The sequence below is a fragment of the Sulfitobacter guttiformis genome (genome assembly GCF_003610455.1).
In the GTDB taxonomy this organism is placed as follows: domain Bacteria; phylum Pseudomonadota; class Alphaproteobacteria; order Rhodobacterales; family Rhodobacteraceae; genus Sulfitobacter; species Sulfitobacter guttiformis.
The window spans coordinates 742,137-762,166 of the sequence record NZ_RAQK01000002.1 but is presented as its reverse complement, the minus strand read 5'-3'; the positions used below and the strand labels follow the sequence as shown (position 1 = coordinate 762,166).

14 protein-coding genes, 1 tRNA gene and 1 pseudogene are annotated in these 20,030 nt (G+C 56.0%); 5 read left to right on the top strand and 11 right to left on the bottom strand.

The genetic code is table 11. From position 1 onward, the window contains the following. Nucleotides 1-92: 92 nt before the first annotated feature. Nucleotides 93-2,468, bottom strand: coding sequence for a 1-deoxy-D-xylulose-5-phosphate synthase N-terminal domain-containing protein (locus C8N30_RS16285; RefSeq protein WP_025061734.1), 2,376 nt, complete (start codon nt 2,466-2,468; stop codon nt 93-95). A gap of 609 nt (nt 2,469-3,077) precedes the next feature. Here C8N30_RS16285 and C8N30_RS16280 point away from each other — a divergent pair. From C8N30_RS16280 to C8N30_RS16265, 4 genes are all read left to right on the top strand, one after another. Next, on the top strand, nt 3,078-4,598 hold the full coding sequence (locus C8N30_RS16280) for a pilus assembly protein (protein ID WP_025061735.1): 1,521 nt from the start codon (nt 3,078-3,080) through the stop codon (nt 4,596-4,598). A gap of 8 nt (nt 4,599-4,606) precedes the next feature. Beyond that, nucleotides 4,607-5,134, top strand: coding sequence for a TadE/TadG family type IV pilus assembly protein (locus C8N30_RS16275; protein WP_232222799.1), 528 nt, complete (start codon nt 4,607-4,609; stop codon nt 5,132-5,134). Continuing rightward, nucleotides 5,134-5,709 carry a TadE/TadG family type IV pilus assembly protein gene (locus C8N30_RS16270; protein WP_025061737.1) on the top strand — a complete coding sequence of 192 codons (576 nt, stop codon included), beginning with the start codon at nt 5,134-5,136 and terminating at the stop codon, nt 5,707-5,709. The genes C8N30_RS16275 and C8N30_RS16270 overlap by 1 nt, the downstream gene beginning before the upstream one ends. A 288-nt stretch (nt 5,710-5,997) precedes the next feature. Then, on the top strand, nt 5,998-8,151 hold the full coding sequence (locus C8N30_RS16265) for a calcium-binding protein (protein WP_025061738.1): 2,154 nt from the start codon (nt 5,998-6,000) through the stop codon (nt 8,149-8,151). 144 nt (nt 8,152-8,295) lie between these two features. Here the strand turns inward: C8N30_RS16265 and C8N30_RS16260 are convergent, their stop codons facing one another. From C8N30_RS16260 to C8N30_RS16235, 6 genes and pseudogenes are all read right to left on the bottom strand, one after another. Next, a complete protein-coding gene (locus C8N30_RS16260; protein ID WP_025061739.1) occupies nt 8,296-9,258 on the bottom strand; it encodes an ABC transporter ATP-binding protein in 963 nt (320 codons plus the stop codon). Then, nucleotides 9,258-10,235 carry an ABC transporter ATP-binding protein gene (locus C8N30_RS16255; RefSeq protein ID WP_025061740.1) on the bottom strand — a complete coding sequence of 326 codons (978 nt, stop codon included), beginning with the start codon at nt 10,233-10,235 and terminating at the stop codon, nt 9,258-9,260. Before C8N30_RS16255 ends, C8N30_RS16260 begins: the two co-directional genes overlap by 1 nt. Further along, a complete protein-coding gene (locus tag C8N30_RS16250) occupies nt 10,235-11,179 on the bottom strand; it encodes an ABC transporter permease (RefSeq protein ID WP_025061741.1) in 945 nt (314 codons plus the stop codon). Before C8N30_RS16250 ends, C8N30_RS16255 begins: the two co-directional genes overlap by 1 nt. Further along, nucleotides 11,179-12,159: an ABC transporter permease gene (locus C8N30_RS16245; RefSeq protein ID WP_025061742.1), complete on the bottom strand. Its 981-nt coding sequence runs from the start codon at nt 12,157-12,159 to the stop codon at nt 11,179-11,181. Before C8N30_RS16245 ends, C8N30_RS16250 begins: the two co-directional genes overlap by 1 nt. A 65-nt stretch (nt 12,160-12,224) precedes the next feature. Continuing rightward, nucleotides 12,225-13,790 (bottom strand): annotated as a pseudogene (locus tag C8N30_RS16240) (ABC transporter substrate-binding protein). Between the two features lie 87 nt (nt 13,791-13,877). Continuing rightward, the gene (locus C8N30_RS16235; RefSeq protein ID WP_025061743.1) at nt 13,878-15,458 is read right to left on the bottom strand and encodes an ABC transporter substrate-binding protein; all 1,581 of its coding nucleotides are present in this window, start codon (nt 15,456-15,458) and stop codon (nt 13,878-13,880) included. A gap of 246 nt (nt 15,459-15,704) precedes the next feature. On the opposite strand from C8N30_RS16235, the gene C8N30_RS16230 reads away from it, so the two are divergent. Beyond that, nucleotides 15,705-16,598: a DMT family transporter gene (locus tag C8N30_RS16230; protein WP_025061744.1), complete on the top strand. Its 894-nt coding sequence runs from the start codon at nt 15,705-15,707 to the stop codon at nt 16,596-16,598. Between the two features lie 9 nt (nt 16,599-16,607). On the opposite strand, the gene C8N30_RS16225 is transcribed toward C8N30_RS16230, so the two are convergent. The 4 genes from C8N30_RS16225 to C8N30_RS16205 form a co-directional block, all read right to left on the bottom strand. Beyond that, a complete protein-coding gene (locus C8N30_RS16225) occupies nt 16,608-17,522 on the bottom strand; it encodes an SMP-30/gluconolactonase/LRE family protein (RefSeq protein WP_025061745.1) in 915 nt (304 codons plus the stop codon). Nucleotides 17,523-17,677: 155 nt separating this feature from the next. Next, a complete protein-coding gene (locus C8N30_RS19860; protein WP_273701370.1) occupies nt 17,678-18,205 on the bottom strand; it encodes a UGSC family (seleno)protein in 528 nt (175 codons plus the stop codon). Nucleotides 18,206-18,240: 35 nt separating this feature from the next. Then, the gene (locus C8N30_RS16210) at nt 18,241-19,830 is read right to left on the bottom strand and encodes a TlpA family protein disulfide reductase (RefSeq protein ID WP_025061748.1); all 1,590 of its coding nucleotides are present in this window, start codon (nt 19,828-19,830) and stop codon (nt 18,241-18,243) included. 90 nt (nt 19,831-19,920) lie between these two features. Next, nucleotides 19,921-20,015 (bottom strand) — tRNA-Sec (locus C8N30_RS16205). Between the last annotated feature and the right edge of the window lie 15 nt (nt 20,016-20,030).

Below are 20,030 nucleotides of genomic sequence, written 5' to 3'. Positions count from 1 at the left end.
GATACGATATTTTGACTCCCGCCCAATATGCAACACCTCTTTGCACTGCAACACCTATCCGGTGGCGCAGGTCATCGCTGCATCAGCCGTGCCTATCCAGCGCCGTTGATGTGCGAGATTTTGCGGCCTTGGGACAACTCGCTTGCGGACCGTACCAACGCCTCGGCATCAATGCGGAAGTGCCGATACAGATCTGCGATGGTGCCGGTCTGCCCGAAATGCTCCACTCCGTGAGAGATCGTCCGGTGGCCCCATACCCCGCCGAGCCACGCCAGCGTGGCGGGATGGCCGTCGATGACTGTGATCAGGACGCAATTGCGGGGCAGACCCTGCAACAGAGTTTCGATATGCGAATTGGCGGCCTCCGTGCCATTTGCCCGCGCCCTTTGTGCAGCGGTCCAGCCGGCGTTCAAACGATCTGCGGATGTGACAGCAAGAACACCAACGTCACGGCGGCCCTGGCCAATCATACCTGCCGCCTTGATCGCCTCGGGTGCCACTGCGCCCTGGTATGCAATGACGACTTCACAATTTGCCCCCGGCTCGCGAAGCCAGTATGCGCCGTCAATTGCACCTTGGCGGAAGGCGTCATCGACACGTTTTCCGGGTTGCTCGATGGGGTTGGTGGTCAGACGCAGATAGACGGAGCCGCCGGTCTCGTCGCGCAACCATGTCCGCTCGTCAGGATCGCTTTCGCCGGATTTTTGCAGGTGTTTAAATGACCACTCCATAATCACAGCCAGTTCGTCAGCGAATGCGGGCTCAAACGCGGCGAGCCCGTCCTGCGACATGCCGATGAGCGGTGACGCGATGGATTGATGCGCGCCGCCCTCATAGGATAATGTCACGCCCGAGGGGGTGCCGACGATCATGAACCTCGCGTCCTGATAGCAGGCATAATTCAATGCATCCAAACCGCGTGACACGAACGGATCATAAACGGTGCCGATCGGGATAAGGCGCTTGCCGAAAACCGAATGCGACAGGCCAGCGGCGGCCAGAAGCAGGAACAGGTTCATTTCTGCAATACCAAGCTCGATGTGCTGACCTTCGGGTGTAAACTCCCATTTCGCGGTGGACGGAATATTCTCGGTTTTGAACGTGTCCTCTTGCTGGTCGCGCGCGAACAGTTTGCGGCGGTTCACCCAAGGGCTAAGATTGGTCGTGCCGGTTACGTCCGGCGATGTGGTCACGATCCGCTCGGCCAACGGGCTGTCGCCTTTTGACAGGTTATCCAGTATCTTCCCGAATGCCATCTGGGTCGAGATCTCGCGATCGGAAGTCAGTTCAATCATTGGCACATCGATGACATCATCGCCGTAGCGGCGCGCACCTTTTGCGAAGAAGGGTGTCTTGGCAAGTTTGGCCTCAAATGCAGCGGGATCAGCGATTGTCGCGAACTTGTCCCACTCCGCGCCTTGTGGCACGCCCATATAATCTTGCCATTCTCCCATCTGGGTCTTGTTCATCAACCCTCCGTGGTTGTCCTTATGACCCGCAATTGGCGTGCCCCAGCCTTTAATTGTATAGGCAAGAAAGCAGACGGGACGGTCGTGGTCGATCGCGGCAAACGTGTCGGCCATTGTCTGCACGCAGTTGCCGCCAAGGTTTTCCATCAACGCGGCAAGCTCTGCATCGCTACGCCTTTCAATCAACGCGGTGACATCGCCCTGATCCCCCAGCGCATCCATCAGGCGTTTGCGCCAAACAGCACCACCCATGAAGGTCAGCGCCGAATACAATTGGTTCGGGCAGTCGTCGATCCACTGGCGCAGCTTCTCCCCTCCAGCTTCTTCGAACGCAGCCTGCTGCAAATGGCCATATTTCACCCGCACAACATCCCAGCCGAAGGCGTCGAAGATCTGCTCTACACGCTTGAACAGACCCTCCCTGACAACCCCGTCCAGCGATTGGCGGTTATAGTCAATAATCCACCAGCAATTGCGCAGCCCGTTTTTCCAGCCTTCTTGCAAGGCTTCGTAAATATTGCCCTCGTCCAGTTCCGCATCGCCAACAAGCGCTATCATGCGGCCCATCTTTTGGTCGGCGCCCCATGATTTGGCCTGAATATAATCCTGCACGATGGACGCAAAAGAGGTCACCGCGACGCCAAGCCCAACAGATCCCGTCGAGAAATCCACATCGTCTATGTCTTTGGTCCGCGACGGATAGCTCTGGACGCCGCCAAAACCACGAAAGTTCTCCATCTTTTCGCGCGTCTGATTGCCCATCAGGTATTGGATCGCATGAAAAATCGGCGAGGCGTGGGGTTTAACCGCAACACGGTCCTCGGGTCTCAGCGCCTGAAAATAAAGCGCCGTCATGATTGACACCATTGAGGCCGAGGACGCCTGATGCCCGCCAACCTTGATTCCGTCCACCTTGGGCCGAATGTGGTTGGCATTGTGGATCATCCAATGGGACAGCCACAAAAGACGTTGTTCGATCGACTTGAGATGCGTGGACATGACATTATTCCTTCGGCGTGTTCTGAGCAGACAGTTGGGTCAGGGCTTGTGCCGTATTTGCATTCACATCGGCCAGGCCTTCAAGCTCAATCGACAATCGCAAATTGCTTTGGGTGCTGCCGTGGATGGTGGTCGGCGGGGTCAACGCAAATCTGGATAAGAAGGGCAGGGTGCGTCGGGGTTGCCGTGTGATAAAACCTTTAATCCATTTGGCCTTTGCGCTTCAGCTTAGGGTGCATCCGTAGCGCCAACTTTGAAATACCTTCTCTTAGACGTGCCCGCCTGAATGGGCGACCTTCCACATTTGCTCGTGGCACGGGCTCGGTTTGCTGATTGCTGGAAGAGAATCGGCACCACCTCAAAATGCGGTTTTTTCCTGTGTAGACCGCTTTTCAATGCGCTTTCTCCCGAAGCACCGTTTCATCCCGAAGACACTGTTGAGGGCTTGGAAACACTCCTGTCAAATCGCGAACATTGTAGATAAGTAATTGTAATTTATGTCATTTTTAGGATTCAGCGCCCTATTTTTGCCTTAATTTGGAAGCAATTATTATGAAGAATTTAGTAAAATTTGGATGTAGCCGCATTTAGGCCAGAAAGATGACAGGGATGAAAATCATGGTTTCGACCCATCCGGGCGTGCGTTGCACTGACCAGTCGGAAACATTGTTCCCACAGAGGTTCGTCCGGCGCGAGGATGGCTCCATGACCGTTTTCGCGATTACCGTTATCCTGCTTTCGTTGATTGTGGGCGGGATCGGTGTGGACCTGATGCGCAACGAAATGGAACGGGTCCGGTTACAGAACACAGCCGACCGTGCCGTGCTTGCGGCGACTGATCTTGATCAGTCGCGCGACAAGACTGCTGTGGTTCTTGATTACTTCGACAAGGCAGGGCTGGGGCATCTAATTAGTGCGCAGGATGTGACCGTCTCGCCTGGCCTCAGCTCGCGGACGGTATCGGTTGATCTGATGAACGCAACACCGACCAATTTCATGCCGCTTATCGGCATCAGTTCCTTGCCTGTGCCGACCCGCTCTGCTGCTATTGATGATGCGCCGAATATCGAAATTTCTCTTGTGCTCGATATTTCAGGATCGATGCGATTTGACGAGAAAATCGACAAATTGCGGCCTGCGGCGCAGGAGTTCGTGGGGACAGTATTACGAGGCGAGGCCGCACAGCGGACCTCAGTCAACTTCATCCCCTATGCAGGCCAAACCAATCCCGGCCGCGAAATGTTTCATTATCTGCGCGGCACCCGTTTGAATGTTACCGCACTTGATCAAAGCGCAGGAGGAATACCTTCCGGTCAGAGCAACGGCACTTTGCCGGCAGGCTTTGTAGGCGGCACAGGCTCCAATCCCGCCGCCTCATATGTATATCCCAATGTCTCTTCGTGTCTGGATATCGCGCCGCGTGACTTTGGCGGCATGGGTCTGCCGCCTGCAGGGTTGTTCGGGCAGACCGCGCATTTCATGAACTGGGAAATCTCCCGCAATGCTGATGATCTTCATGGCGGCGAAGAGATGGAATGGGGCTGGTGTCCACAGGATCACAATGCGATCAAATATATGTCCAACGACCGGGATGCCCTGCAAAGCACCATCCAGAACATGCGGATGCATGACGGTACTGGCACCCACTATGCAATGAAATGGGCGCTTGCGCTGTTGGACCCCAACTCGGTCGATGCGATGAATGCGATGATCGACGCAAATGTGGCACCCGAAGCATTCAGGGATCGTCCGGCGCCCTTCAACGACGAAGATACGACAAAATACATCGTCCTTATGACTGATGGTGCAATCACCGAGCAGGTCCGTCCAATCAACGCGTTTTTACCCCGAAATCTGGTAAGCCCGCTGCGGGCTGCCGACAAAACGACCATCACGAACGCTGCCACAAATGTTCAAAGCTTTTATGACCAATGCGCGCTGGCAAAGGCGCAGTCCCCGCGACCAGTCATCGTGTTTACCATCGCATTCAGTGCAAGTTCCGCCGCCCAGACCCAGATGCGGAATTGTGCCTCATCACCGGCCCATTTCTTTAACGCCGACAATAATAATATCAGCAACACGTTCCGAAACATTGCACGCCAGATCAATCAGCTAAGGCTCACACAATGATCACCCGAATGAAAAAAGCCCTGCGTCAGTTTGGCAAAAAAGAAGACGGCTCGGCCATTGTGTTTGAATTCATGATTATGGTGCCGCTTGTCTTCGGAGTTTTCTTTATGGCGCTGGAGCTGGGCATGTATTCGATCCGCCAGATGCTGCTGGACCGCAGTGTAGACCGCACAGCCCGTGAAATCCGCATCAATACCAGCGCAAATATCACGCACGACAGTATCAAAAACATGATTTGCGAGAACTCGGGCGGATTGACGAATTGTGCGTCTCAATTACGTCTGGAAATGATCGTCGTGGATCCGCGCAATTTTGCAGGCCTGCCCGAGCGTGCAGATTGCATTGATACCGCGCTTGATCCTCGCCCCGTCCGCGGCTTTACCCCCGGACAGCGCCACAACCTGATGATGCTGCGTGCCTGCTACAACTTTTCCCCGATCTTTCCGACAACTGGGCTCGGCTTTGCCTATGCCAAAAACAGCGATGGCAAAGCCGCAATGTCGACGATCAGCGCTTTTGTACAGGAGCCGAGCTAATGCTTAAGTCCATCTTCCAAAAGCTTTTGCTGTCAAAATTCGTGCGCCGCGAAGACGGGGTTATCGCCATTGAAACAATGATCATGCTGCCATTGATGTTTTTGACTTTCATGGCTCTGTTCACAACCTTCGACGCCTATCGCCAGTACGCGATGAACCAGAAAGCGGCATACACGATCAGCGATATGCTCTCGCGTGAAACCATGGCGATTGATGATGCGTATATCGACGGCACGCAAATGATTTTCGAGGTGATGACCCGCTCGCGCCAGCAAAGCAGTGTCCGCGTTACGGTGGTGCGTTTTGACGGTGAAGAAAACCAAATGGTGCTCGAATGGTCCGAGAGCCGCGGCGGTCTGGCCAGCCGCGATAACGCCTCGGTTGCCGACTGGATCGAAATGCTGCCGCAGATGGTGGACGGCGAGGAAATGATCGTGGTCGAGACCTGGTCCCGATATGCGCCTGCTTTCCGCATCGGTTTGGGGGAAAAGGATGTCACAAACTTCATTTTTACCCGTCCGCGCTATGCGCCACAGATCGAATTCGATGACGGTCAGGATGAGCTGAATTCCTGAATTTGGTCAAATGCAGAAGCGCCCGCAGGTTTTAACTTACGGGCGCTTTTGACTTTTTCTCCGTCTTTGATCCGGCTGCCTTTGCCCGTTGGCACTCCTCGCGCGCTTACCTGACGCCGCGATCAGAGAGGGTTGGCCCGCGGCGTCTGCCAATAATAATAACCTTGCTACAAATTTGGTTATCTTGCTAAACTTCGAGAACAACTAGATTATTAATGCTCTGATTTAGTACGTATTTTTAGGTGCTTTGCCCAGAATTTTTCGAAACATATTTGGCAGGAATTACGAATGACGACCCATAATTATGAAGTTCTTTTTGAAACAGTCAGCTTTAACGACGTTGAGAATACCGAAGAACGCACGCTCGAGGCTGGTGTTCTAAGTGTTGTGGCGCCCGATGGTTCTCCCAGCTTTTCGCTGGTCACAGATACGTCCGGAGGCCCAAACGATGATGTGGGTACAGTCTACCTTAACAGCGATGCCTATCAGGTAACCATGAACGATCTGGTTGTATCGCTTGATCCAGATGAAACCTATTTGACAGCCGTCAATGTGATTTGGGCCGAGAATGGCCAGCAGCGTTCCACACAAGTTTTAATGTTCAACTCCGTAGTCGATAACGGCAATGGAAATACACTGTTCATCCTGTATCTGGGCGGGAGTGCCATTCCCGAATTCAGCTCCCCTGCGGCATACTCCGCCTTCGTTGATAGTGTTCAAAATCTGACGGCCATCACATCAGGGCCTTTTGCACCGGGTCAGCAAATCGATTTCTCCGACCCCGCCAGCTTCCAGTTCTCCAACGAGGACGATACAATCAACATAGAAACCGGTAGCGTCGACAGGCCGGTATTTGGTGGATTGGGTGATGACACGATCAACGTCTTCTCAGACGGGTATGACCTTGAGGCCGAACTTACTGTTTCGGGTGGCGACGAAAATGACGAAATCTATGCCGCCGAAGGTTTGGCAAACCTGACCCTTCAGGGTGACGAAGGTAGGGATTATATTTCCATTAACCGGAATGATAATTCAGACGTGACCGGCGGTCTGGATGAAGACACACTCAATATTGAGGATGAGGACAGCAGGCGGGTTGTGATCGACACCACCGCTGGGACGATCACCGGCTATGGTTTTGCTAATGACACACCTGAATACACCACTAGTTTTGCCGGTTTTGAGGAGTATCTGATCAGCATTGACCGGCCCGAAGTTGTTTTCATCGGCTCGGACGCGGACGAAATCGTAAGACCTTCAGAAGACGGGTCGCAGCTAACGTATTTTGGCGGCGGCGGCGTGGACCAGCTTGATGTAAGCAGAGTCGAAGTTGACTTTTCCGCTACAGAGATGGGCGGGGTCTCGTCTGCACTGACTTTGGAAGTGTTCAATGACTACTTTTCGTTATTCGCACTGGATGATGGCAGCCACACCATCGTGTTCAATGCCACAGGCGAGGTTGTAACGACCCTGTTCGAAGTAGAAGAGATCATTTTTGCAAGTGATCTGCGCGGCGGGGATGTTCAACTGGTATCCGATCTCGAGCAGGAGCAATCCGATGTTCCCGGTGCCATCGTCAATGGCACAGGAACAAACGATGCATTGGACGGAACAGATGGGTCCGATACTATTTCTGCGGGCGGTGGCAGTGACCTGATCACTGCCGGGCGCGGCGCCGACATGATCAACGGGGGCATCGGATTCGATACCGTTATTGCGGGTGCCGGCAACGATACAATCACCGGTCTTCAGGGATTTGACGTGATTTATGGCGATGACGGCGATGACGTTATTTCCGGGAACGCAGGTAACGATACCTTGTATGGCGGGCAGGGCGATGACGAGCTGAACGGCGGCCAGGGCGCGGACCTGCTTTATGGTGGCTTGGACAACGATGTTCTCGACGGTCTCGGCGGGGCCGATACCCTTTTCGGTGACGAGGGCAACGACACGCTTAACGGCAACGCAAGCGGTGACGACATTTACGGCGGTGCCGGCGATGATGTCATTAATGGCGGACAGGCCTTTGATATGCTGTTCGGGGGCGATGGGAACGATACCCTCAGCGGTAACAGCGGTTTTGATACACTGCGCGGCGGTGACGGCGATGACGAGCTTAACGGCAATTCGGGCAATGATTATCTCGCTGGTGGCGTTGGCGATGATTTACTGCGGGGTGGTTCGGGTGCGGATGTATTTGTCTTTGCACAGGAAGCCGGCCACGACGTGATCCGCGACTTTGGCAACAACCTTGATACGTTGCATTTCCACAGTGATCTGGTCTCGAATTTTGATGATCTTGCCGCCGTCAGTGCGGTAATTGAAGGCAATCTCGTTTTGACCTTTAGCGACGAGACGTCGCTAACGCTCAATAACTTTACGAATGTAAATGCATTGGCCGATGATGTCTTGTTCATCGTGAATGATAGTTTGCTCGATTAGATCTATTAACCTTCGATAAGAAAAAAAGGGTGCATCCGGCTAACGGGTGCACCCTTTTTTATTGAGACCATCGGTTCAGGCCCTTTTGTCTGCTTTTAACGGTGCTGCGAAAACAATATTCGGTGCGTCGGAGGGGGGGGAGGCTTATTCCGCCAGATGGCAGGCAACTCTTGTGTCGTTTAGCGTGCGCATTACAGGGCGCTCGCGCTTGCAGATGTCTGCGGCAACGGGGCACCGCGGATGGAACGCACAGCCGCTAGGCGGATTGATCGGATCGGGGATCTCGCCTTCCGGCAGGACCGCCTCACGCCCGAAACCATCCATCCGTGGTGCGGCTTCCAGCAGCATTTTTGTGTAGGGGTGTTTGGTGTTGGCAAACAGATCCTCGGGGCTCGCCTCCTCGACCAAACGCCCTAGGTACAGTACGCCGATCCGGTCAGCCATGTGCTGAACCACAGTAAGATCATGGCTGATCAGCACATAGGTCAGACCGAAGTTATCCTTAAGATCGCTCATCAAATTGAGAACCTGCGCCTGCACGGAGACATCGAGTGCGGACGTAGGCTCGTCGCAGACAATCAGCTTTGGTTCCGAAGACAGCGCGCGCGCGATGCAGATACGCTGGCGCTGACCACCCGAAAACTCATGCGGAAATTTTCCCGCGTCCTGTGCCGACAGACCGACCTGCTCCAGCAGCTTTTCGGCCAGCCCAGTCGCATCACCGCCCCGTGCAACGACCGGCTCCACGATAATGTCGCGCACCCGCCAGCGCGGGTTCAGTGAGGCAAACGGATCCTGAAAGATCATCTGGATATCAGAGCGGATAGCGTCGACTTTGGCTGCGTCCTTCTCGGATGCGAGGTTTACGCCGTTGATCTCTACAGTTCCAGATGTCGGCGTGAGCAGGCCGACCAGCATCCGCCCGATTGTGGATTTGCCCGAACCGCTTTCTCCTACCAGCGCATAGGTGCTGCGCGCTGCCACCTCAAAGTCGACTTCGGAAACAGCGGTCAGCAGAGACTTTCCGCGACGCTCCAGTACGCGGTTGAGCCACGGGCGAGAGACGTCAAAAACGCGGGTGAGGGACTTAACAGAAATTAGGGACATTACGATACCTTTTGCGCGTCGATGGGGAACCAGCAGGCGGCATCGCCGTCTTCATTGATCTGCGGGCTCGGGGCCATGCGACATTTATCTTGCGCATAGGCGCAGCGGGGATTGAAGGGGCAGCCTTCGGGCACTCTGTTCAGGCGTGGCATCGCACCCTCGATCTGGTGCAGACGCGCTTTTCCCGCAGAGGCGAGCGGGGTCGAGGCCATCAAACCGAACGTATAGGGGTGGCGAGGGGCCGTGAGCACATCACGCACCGCCCCCAACTCTGCAAGACGCCCTGCATACATGACCGCCACACGGTCGGCGGCCTCTGCAATCACGCCCATATCATGGGTAATGAGCATAACCGCAGTGCCCCGGTCGCGGCACAGACGCTTCAACAGTGCAATGATTTGCGCCTGTACAGAGACGTCCAGCGCGGTCGTGGGCTCGTCCGCGATGATCAGCGACGGCTCGGCGCAAAGCGCGAGTGCGATAACAACCCGCTGGCGCATACCCCCGCTGAACTGGTGGGGGAAGCTGTCGATGCGTTCGGATGCACCGGGTATGCCGACCTCTTCGAGCGCTGCAATGGCCCGCTTTCTTGCCTGTGCACGGCTTATGTCGAGATGGGTCATCATCGTTTCGGTAAGTTGGTCGCCGATGCTCAGCAATGGATTGAGCGAGGTCAAAGGATCCTGAAATACCATGCCTATCTGCTTGCCCCGCAGGCGACGCATCTGCTCGCCTTTGAGCGCGTCAATCCGCGTCCCGTTGAGCCAGATTTCACCTGCAGCGATATGCGCAGGCGCAGTCAACAGGCCGATGACAGCATTGCCTGCCATCGACTTGCCCGCACCGCTTTCGCCTACAACGCCCAGTATCTCGCCTGCGCGGATGTCATAGCTCACGCCGTCCACAGGTTTCACGATGCCTGCGCGTGTAGGGATCTCGACAGAGAGCCCCCTGATTGACAAAACAACATCGGACATCAGCGTAACCTCGGGTTCAGAGCATCGCGCAGCCAGTCACCGAGCAGGTTGACGCTGAGCGCTAGGGTCAGAAGCGTGACAGCAGGGAATAATAAAATCCACCATTCGCCGGAGAAGAGAAACCCTTGGCCAATACGGATGAGGGTGCCAAGCGAGGGTTGTGTTGCAGGCGCACCGACCCCCAGAAAGCTCAGCGTGGCCTCTGCAATGATCGCGAGCGCCAGCGAGATGGTTGCGATAACCAACACAGGCGACAAAACATTGGGCAGGATATGACGCAGCATAATCGAAAATGGCGTACGGCCAATCAGGCGCGCCGCCTCGACGTATTCTTTGCGCTTTTCGACCATAGTTGCCCCGCGCACAACGCGTGCAAACTGTACCCAATCGCTCAGACCAATGGCGAGGATCAACACCCAGATCGCCATCTGGTCACGGTATTCAACCGGCGTAATCCCCTTGGCCACGCCAAAAATCAGCATCGCCACAAGGATCGAGGGAAATGTAAGTTGCACGTCTGCCGTACGCATGATGATTGTCTCGGTCCAGCCGCCCACGTAGCCCGATATCAGGCCGAGTGTAATGCCGATCAGCATGGCCAGCATCACCGCCGCCACCCCCACAAACAGTGAGACGCGCATGCCATAAAGGATGGTCGAGAACAGATCGCGCCCCTGATCGTCGGTGCCAAGAAAGAAGCTTTCGCCCGTGAAGGCATTCGGCGTCATCGGCCCGGTAAACCCGTTCATCAGATTGAGCGAGGCGGGATCGAACGGATTCGTCGGCGCGATGAGCGGCGCAAACACCGCAGACAGGACCAGCGCGGAGAACACAACCGCCGAGACGATTGCCACTGGAGATTTCTTGAACATGTAGAAAACATCACTGTCGAGGAAGACGCGCAGGCGCGATTGCTCGGCTGGTTTTACAGGCATATCTGTCATCAGTGGCCTCCCGTGCGGTCAACCCGCAACCGTGGATCAATAAAGAAGTAAAGGATATCGACGATCAGATTGATGCCGACAAACATGACGGAGATCAGCATCAGATAGGCGGCCATGACCGGAATGTCGACGAATTGAACCGCGTTGATAAACAGCAGACCAACGCCGGGCCACTGGAATACCGTCTCGGTGATGATGGCGAATGCGATGATTGCGCCTACTTGTAAACCAATCACCGTGATCACTGGCACCATTGTGTTTTTGAGCGCATGGCGGAAATTGATCGTCCGGTCGCGCAGGCCACGGGCTCGTGCAAAACGGATATAGTCCTGCCGCAACACTTCGAGCATTTCCGAACGGACCAGTCGCATGATTAACGTCATCTGGTAAAGCCCCAGCGTAATAGACGGCAGGATCAGCGCCTTCAGGCCGGATGCTGTGAGCAGGCCTGTGGTCCAGTTCCCGATTTTCACCGTCTCGCCACGACCAAAACTGGGCAGCCATCCCAGCTCGACCGAGAAGATATAGATCAGCAAAATTCCGATGAGAAAGGTGGGCAAAGATACCCCGATAAGCGACGCCGACATGATGAAATTGGCCACAAATCCGTCGCGCCTGATTGCAGTGAACACGCCAAAAGCGATGCCGAAGGCAATGGCTAGAATCCCCGACACAGCCGCCAATTCAAGCGTGGCAGGCGCCCGTTCAAGCAAAATTTCTGCGACAGGCCGCCCCTGACGGTAGCTCACTCCGAAATTACCCTGAGCGGCCTCTTGCAAGAACTTATAGTATTGCACAGGAAATGACTGGTCGAGGCCAAGCTGCTCGCGCAGCCGCTCGATGTCCATGGCAGTGCGTTCTTGCCCCAGCATGTTGTCAATCGGATCACCGACAAAGCGGAACATAGAGAACGCAGTAAGGCCGACAATGAGCAAAACAAGCGCGGATTGCAAAACGCGCCGGATGATAAAGGCAAGCATATGGTGAATTTCCTATTGGTCGGGGGGCCTGTACAGCCCCCCGCGTGGTCCTGTCGCGAGAGGCCTTAGTTAACGGTAACCCAACGCAAGATAAAGAAGTCATCGGTCCGTTGAACCACATCTATATTTGCACGCGCTCCCCAGACTAGCGGCTGCACATAAAGCGGCACATATGCCATCTCGTCCTGCAACGTCTGTGCGACTTCATCCAGCATCGACTGGCGCTTTGTATCGTCAATCTCGGATTGGATCATAGGCAACAGTTCATCAATACGGGCGTTCGAGAACCCGCCAAAGTTCCAGCTGCCCAGACGCTTTTCCTCGTTCGGGGTCGCAACGAGGAAGCGAATCGGATGCTCCGCGTCGAACGTTCCGGGGGACCAACCCAGCAGGAACATGTCGAAATTGTCGCTGCGCAGTTCGGGCCAGTAGTTTTGCACCGGCATCGCATCCAAAGTGGCGCGCAGGCCGACCTGTGCCAGCATCCCTGTAATAGCCTGACAGACGGCCTCATCATTCAAATACCGGTCGTTGGAGCATTTGAACCCGAAGGAAAACCCTTCGGGGTATCCTGCCTCGGCCAGCAGGGCCCGCGCCGCATCTGGGTCGTAGGCCGCATCATTCGACAGACCAGCCGTATAGCCGCGTATGCCAGAGCCAACCAACTGGTTCACCTGCTCTGCCGTGCCACGCATCGTCGTTTGCAGAATTGCCGGAACGTTGACCGCATGGGCCACCGCACGGCGCACACGTGCATCGGCAAAGGGGTTGGCATCAGTTGTCTCGGACGAGTATTTGAGGGTCGCAGCATCATTCGCAAAGCCGAGCATGATGACCCGCGCCTCAACGCCCTGAATGATTTTTACATCTGGGTTATTCTTGAGGCGCGCCACATCCTGCACCGGCACAGGATTGATGAAATCCACATCGCCCGCTAGCAGCGCAGCCAAGGCGGTGGCATCATTCTGGATCGGGGTCAGTTCGGCGCGGGTGATGTTATGGGTGACTTCGCCCCACCATCCGGCAAAAGGCTCCAGCACGGTGCGCAGACCCGGCTCGCGGCTTGTGATTGCAAATGCGCCCGTGCCGTTTGTGTTGAGCGTCGCGTAATTACCGCTTTCTTTGTCGGGGCGGGTGGCATCGTTGGCCTCGGCCAAACCGCTGTCCATGATCATCCAGTTGGCGATGCTGTCTGGAAAAATCGGATCAGGCGCATTGGTCATGATGTCGACAGTGAAGTCATCGACAATGATGACTTCGGACACTGGCGCAAACCAGCTGCTGGTGTCGGCCTCGGGGCTCGATGCGCGCTGTTAGGAGAAGAGGACGTCCTGCGCGGTAAATGCCGCGCCGTCCTGAAACGTAACCCCTTCGCGCAGTTTAAAGCGCCAGCCGCTCCCGTTTTCTATTGGCTCCCAACTGGTGGCAAGGGAGGGCTGGATCGTCATGTCCTGACCACGCTGGACGAGCCCCTCATAGACGTTGTTGAGGAAACCCAAGACAGGTGTCGAGTTTACCGCATGCGGGTCCATTGTCTGGGGGTCGGTTGTAACGGCCCATTTAAACTCAGCCGCGTGAACGGAAGAAGCAAAAGCAGCGAGAGCAGCGGCATAACCTAATGTGCGTAACATTCTATTTCCTAAGCTGGGTAGGGTGAAAACGGGCAGGGGGCATTGAGCGCGGCGCGCCAGTATCGAACCGGCGCGCCGCAAACGGGTTTACTTCATGGTGAAGTATTTGACCTTGGGCTGGTCCTCGGGATCGACTTCCATGACTACATTTTCCGCCATGCCCCAGTTCAGAACCTGATGGTGGATCGGGATATACAGGTGTTCGTCCTGCACAACGCGCCAGATGTCAGCGATATCCGCATCACGTGCTTCCAGATCAACGTTGGAGGCTAGCGACAGAATTTTTGCATCCAGTTCGTCGTTGTCATAGCCGGTACCGTTCCAGGTTCCGATTTCCGCTTCACGGCCATGCACAAGGAAGTTGAATACATATTCAGAATCGTAGGTCGGAACGCCCCAGCCCAACATGTAAAAGTCGGTCTTGCCGTCGGTGATCAGCGGAAAGTGCTGCGCCTTCGGCTTGGCATCGAGGTTCACTTTGACTCCGATCTGACCCAGCATGCCGACTGTCGCCTGACAAATACCTTCGTCGTTGACATAACGGTCGTTGGGGCAATCAAGGCGCAGCGAGAAGCCATCGGCGTATCCTGCCTCAGCCATCAGCGCCTTGGCACCTTCCACATCCGTGACAGATTCCGCATCCATTTCGGCGGTCCAGCCGTTCACGAATGGGGGGGCGATCATTCCCGCAGGCTCGGATTGGCCGCGCATCACGACCTGCTTGATCGCATCGCGGTTGATTGCCATCGACATCGCCTTGCGCACACGGACATCGGCCAACGGATTTTTTCCATCAACATTGTCGGCTTCGATATCATCGGCGCCCATGTTCAGGCCAAAGAAGATCACGCGGTTCTGCGGTGCCTGCTTGACCAGCAAACCGTCTACGGCGTTCACACGCTCGAGATCCTGCACCGGCATATCCTGCAAGAAGTCAATCTCGCCCGACAGCATGGCGGCCACACGGGTCGCTGCATTCTGGATCGGAGTATAGATGATTTCGGTCACATCCATCGGAAACTGGTCGATGCCCCAATAGGCTTCGTTACGGGTCATGACGGTCTTTACGTCAGGTTCGCGGCTGGTCAGGACATAGGGGCCAGTGCCGTTTGCGTTTGTGGTGGCAAATGTGATCTCGCCGCCCTCAAAATCCTGAACGTTGACTGTGTTGTTCGCCTCGGTCCAGTCCTTGTCCATCATAAACAGGTTGGTGAGATTGGCGGGCAAAATCGGGTTTGGTCCGCTTGTGACGATCTCGACGGTATGATCATCTACAGCCCGCACTTCGGTGATCGAGCCGATAAGCTCTTTCATGTCCGAATTTTCCTGCTTGGCGCGGTTTATGCTGAACACTACGTCTTCGGCGGTGAAATCGGCACCATCGTGGAACTTCACTCCCTGACGCAGATTGAACACCCAAACATTCGGATCGTCGGCCTTCGGCGCCCAGTCGGTGGCGAGTGTCGGCTCGAACGCGCCGGACACATCGCGGATTACCAGCGGTTCATACATCTGGTGACGGATCGTGTGAGTCGGACCCTCGTTTTGTGAGTGTGGGTCGAGCGTCAGCGCATCGCCCGAGCGTGCCCAACGCAGCGTTTCAGCCGCTAGCGGGGCGGCAGTGCTCAAAAGCATTGCGCCAAGTGTAATTGCCATCGTTGATTTCATCGAGATTCCCCTGTTTGTTGAATATCTGCGCAAGGTTGGACGATTTTTCCCCGATGGCAAGTGCCTGATCGGAATTGTGGTGCAGTTAGGGTGCGCAGTCCTCGGATTATCAGCGCAATAATTCTTGCGCAGGGCGTGACAGCAGGACGCATCTTTGGCAATTGCCCGCCAAGCCTTGCCTTGCACAGGGGCACCTCCTACTGGTGTGGCTACTGATTATCTTCATGACGCAGGGGCACGCCGCAGATGACCACCACACCCCCCTCGCAGATTACGGGATATGCGGCGGCATGGACGATCGTTTTCGTCTGGTCCTTCTGGCTCATCGTGAGCAAGGTCGCGGGTGACAGCGGGCTCACAATCTTTGATCTCGCGGCGCTTCGCTATGGTCTGGCGTCGGTGGTGGCTTTGCCGTTGTGCCTCTATTTCAAACCGTGGCGTGGTCTTTCGCTGATCCAGATTGCGATAATCTCGTTCATACTTGGTCCGCTGTATATCCTCTGTGTCTTTGCTGGTTTTTTGTTCGCGCCAGCAGCCCATGGCGGCATTTTCATGAACGGGGTTTTGCCGCTGGTGGGCATCGTCCTTGGCGTCAGCCTGTTTCGCACCGCCCCCACCACCCGTCAGATGCTGGGCGCAGTACTGGTTTTGATATCCGCCATCGTGCTTGCATGGGACGGAACATCGACGCAGAACGCACAGGCGTGGATCGGGGATTTACTGTTTGTTGTGGGTGCGGTGTTCTTTTCGTTCTACGTGATTTTATCAGAGCGCTGGAAACTGGGCGCGATGCAAATCATTTTTTGCGGCACAATTGTAAATGCGGCAGTATATCTTCCGGTCTGGGCAGTTTTCCTGCCATCCGGCTTTGCCGATGTGCCCATGGGTCCATTGCTGTTGCAAGCCGTCTATCAGGGGTTTGTCCCCAATCTCATGGGGTTGCTGTTTATCGCACATGCCTCTCGGACCATCGGGACAGCCAATACCTCCTCGATCCTCGCGGCAGTGCCAGGGGTTGGCGGCATTCTGGGCGCAGTCATCCTTGGAGAAAGCCTGAACGTGGTCAGCATCTGCGCGCTGGTTTTGCTGACCGTTGGCCTGCTGGTAAGTGTGCGCCGCAGGCAGCGTCCGCCAGTTTAAGATCGCAAATCAAGCGTTATAATTAAGCTTCAATCCCGCGGCGGGCCAGCGGGTATGGTACAAGCATCCCGTCCCCGACGCGGTGATCCACGCATCGCGCATATCTTCCCCCCCAAAACAGATGTTGGTGATGTAGGGATCCCCCGGCACGCTCATGAACTCCACCGGTCCTCCGTCTACGGGGACGACACTCACACCTCCGCGCATCAGGGTGGCCACACAAATCTTGCCATCCGCCTGCACGGCAAGACTGTCGAGCAACTGGTAGTCGGGGAGGGTGGTGAGCAGACGCCCCGGCATGTTAAAGGGCAAAGGGGCGATCTTGCCCGGTCCGATCAGATCAAAGCTCCAGACGCGGCCTGTGCGCGTCTCGGCGACATGGACTGTTTTGCCGTCAGGCGACAGGCCGATGCCGTTGGGAGTGATCATGGGATACTGCATGCGGCGGATTTCGCTACCATCGGCTTTTGCATAATAGAATGCGCCGTGATGGACATAATCCGCGTTCGATTTGCCCAAATCGGTAAAGTAAAAACCGCCCTCGGTGTCAAACACGATATCGTTTGGGCCGCGCAGGGGTACCCCGTCACAGCTTTCATACAGGGTTTCGAAATTACCGGTTGCGGGATCTACCCGCTGGATCGAGCCGCTGATGTAATCGTCGGGTGTGCCGATCGGGCGGGTGATACCGTCCGTTTGGGTCCAGACAAAACCACCATTGTTGCAGACATAGATCATCCCGTCCGGCCCGACAGCAGCGCCGTTGGGGCCGCCGCCCAACGCGGCAATTACCTCGATTTGGCCGTCAGGTTGCACCCGTGACAGCGTCTGTCGCCGGATTTCAACAAGGACCACGGAACCGTCTGCCATAGCGATAGGTCCTTCAGGAAAATCGAGGCCGTCGCAGATTTTTGTAAGCGTCATGGGGCGGAATCCTTTTGAGGTACATCTCTGTACCGTGGCATCCGCGCGGGCATCCGTCAGCAAAAATCGAATAACACTAATCAATACGCATTCGTATGGTTCGACCCGTCGTGAAATTCGGGCGCGGCCATGTTGTATGCCCGCGCCCGTTTCGTTTACGTATCGTTCTGCGTCAGCGCCTTGAGCACATCGCCAAACGCTTCTTGCGCTTTTGTCCGCATCTCGTCGTCCGTGGCATCCTGTATCGGATGTGGCACAAGGAGATAGCGCGCATCGTTCATGCCAAGCGCGCTACGTTGCGCGATTGCGGCCTGGCCGAACTCGCTCGAGGCGATGGCGACTGCCGGGATCCCCTGGGTTTCAAACCAGAAATTGTCGTGCATACTGCACGTCGTACAGGATCCTCAGTCGGCCAGCGCTTCGATCACAAAGTTGCATTCGTCACGCATCTGCTGACGCAGGACGTCTGGGCAGGGCTTGGCGAATGTGGGCTTCATGTATCGGCGCACCGATATTCCGGCATCGTGCTTGACGAGCAGGCTTTCCAACTCGTCCAGAAACACATTGCCGCGCGGCTTGCTGATGTCCAGCAGGCCTATGACACCCGTCAGGGTGCCATTGCGCTCGGTTATTTGTCGCTCCACGGGTTTACGTTCGTCCGTGGGGTCGAGAATTATCGTCATATTGCTCCTCCTCTGGGGGCAGCCTAGCCCCGATTTTAGCCCAAGTCGATTTTTTTGGACACTGCAATCGATCCAACTTCGCCAGTTGCCCAGCCGTGGAACGCGGACGAGAATTTACCTGCGTCCGATCCGGCAACTACGATGTGGATGAATTCGGTGCCCGCAAATTTTGGCACGCGTTGTGCCAGCGCTTCGGGACCCATCTGCGCCGCCTTGTCGGGCGGAATGCCCGCGCCACTGTAAGCGTCCTGAACCATGTCCGATAAAGGGCGCATCGTGGCTTCCTGAATGCGGTCGCGTAGCCGCTCCTTTGAATACTCCCCCTCGCGCATCAGGGTGTCGATATGTTCGGGGCAGACCACCAAAAGGGCATCGACGGGAAGATTGCGCAGCTTCGGCAAAAACACTCCTTCGAGCCCGAGGCCAAGAGAGCCTGCGATCTGGTCCGGCGCCCGCGAAGTCTGGTCAACAATATGTACAGGACCACCGGTCATCGCAAACACCGTGACGACGGAATCCTCGGGCTCAAACCCGCGCTCGACGTGCAGGGCAGGCCAGGGGGAGCGTTCTTCGTGCTCTGCAAAACACATCGTAAATTTCATCGGGTTGCCAAGCACCGAACGCTCAACACCGCCCGTAGCCGCACCGCCCACATTACGAACCACAAGGCGCAAGGCGCGTCCGATGGTGGCATTGGCGCGGTTGCCCGCGCCCAACGCACCAAGGCCCTTGTTCATGCCGATCCTGTCGCGAATGGGTCCGTTGATCACCATAACAGGGGCCGCACCCATGGTGGTGGCGGTAACGCCGTGGATGTTGAACTCATCGGTGCATACCGCCTCGACAGCGGCGATGATTACGGGCAGGTATTCAGGCTTGCACCCTGCCATCACCGCATTGATTGCAATTTTCTCGACAGTGGCCAGCCCCATGTTGGGGGGCACGGTCGCAATCACGTCCTGCGCATCACGGTGAGTTCCGCCCAACATCCGCATAACCCGCTCTGGTGTGGGCGGTACCAGTGGCAAGCCGTCCGAGAACCCCTGATCGAACATGAATTCCGACACATCATCGCTGATCGCAACTTCAATCTTGCGCGCGCGGATCGGGCTGCCGTCGACCTCTGCGCGCAATTTATCATAGACGGCAGGGTCGAGGTGTTTTGATCCGCATCCGGGTCGCCACGCGGGCAGGGCGCTCCAGTCTATCTGGGCAGCGGGCAGCGCGGTTGCCGCGCTCATATCAGCGGCAAGCGCCTCCCAGTCGGGGCGGATGAACCCCTCGAATTTACTCACAACCACGCCTTCATCGTTGATCCAGAAGACCGAAGGGACGCTCTCGATATCCCAGTCGAACGCCGCTTTGCAGGCGGTATCGTCAAGCACTGGCATCGTGAGGGCATGGCGCGCCGCATAGGTGGCATTCTGTGCTCCCGATTGCGCAATCAAAACGGTGGTGACCTTGCTTGCGTAGGCGGAATGCAAGGCCTCCAGAACCGGTGCTGCGGTATTGCACGTCTCGCAGTCTTCCTTGACAAAACAGATCAGACTGTAGCGATCCTCGGGCAGGCTGTGCGCGGCCCCGTCCAGATCCTTGAGGGTAAACGCCGGTTGTGTGCTGCTCATGTCTGTCTCCCGATGGTGTGGTTCATTTTGGCAATGCCCGCACGGCAATGTCCAGCGCTATGCCTGCCGATTTTTGCCAGATTTGTGATATGGCGGAGGTGGATGGGAATCGAACCCACCACACGCAGCATATGCGTGTCCATGGTGTTGAAGACCAGGGAAGCCACCAGACTCCGGTCACCTCCGGATGTGATTATGCT

Coding starts and splice junctions, on each gene's coding strand:
- C8N30_RS16260 (WP_025061739.1), bottom strand. CDS start 9,258: ATGTCCCTAATTTCTGTTAAGTCCCTCACCCGCGTTTTTGACGTCTCT.
- C8N30_RS16280 (WP_025061735.1), top strand. CDS start 3,078: ATGAAAATCATGGTTTCGACCCATCCGGGCGTGCGTTGCACTGACCAG.
- C8N30_RS16235 (WP_025061743.1), bottom strand. CDS start 15,458: ATGAAATCAACGATGGCAATTACACTTGGCGCAATGCTTTTGAGCACT.
- C8N30_RS16270 (WP_025061737.1), top strand. CDS start 5,134: ATGCTTAAGTCCATCTTCCAAAAGCTTTTGCTGTCAAAATTCGTGCGC.
- C8N30_RS16245 (WP_025061742.1), bottom strand. CDS start 12,159: ATGCTTGCCTTTATCATCCGGCGCGTTTTGCAATCCGCGCTTGTTTTG.
- C8N30_RS16285 (WP_025061734.1), bottom strand. CDS start 2,468: ATGTCCACGCATCTCAAGTCGATCGAACAACGTCTTTTGTGGCTGTCC.
- C8N30_RS16255 (WP_025061740.1), bottom strand. CDS start 10,235: ATGTCCGATGTTGTTTTGTCAATCAGGGGGCTCTCTGTCGAGATCCCT.
- C8N30_RS16210 (WP_025061748.1), bottom strand. CDS start 19,830: ATGAGCAGCACACAACCGGCGTTTACCCTCAAGGATCTGGACGGGGCC.
- C8N30_RS16265 (WP_025061738.1), top strand. CDS start 5,998: ATGACGACCCATAATTATGAAGTTCTTTTTGAAACAGTCAGCTTTAAC.
- C8N30_RS16230 (WP_025061744.1), top strand. CDS start 15,705: ATGACCACCACACCCCCCTCGCAGATTACGGGATATGCGGCGGCATGG.
- C8N30_RS16275 (WP_232222799.1), top strand. CDS start 4,607: ATGAAAAAAGCCCTGCGTCAGTTTGGCAAAAAAGAAGACGGCTCGGCC.
- C8N30_RS16225 (WP_025061745.1), bottom strand. CDS start 17,522: ATGACGCTTACAAAAATCTGCGACGGCCTCGATTTTCCTGAAGGACCT.
- C8N30_RS16250 (WP_025061741.1), bottom strand. CDS start 11,179: ATGACAGATATGCCTGTAAAACCAGCCGAGCAATCGCGCCTGCGCGTC.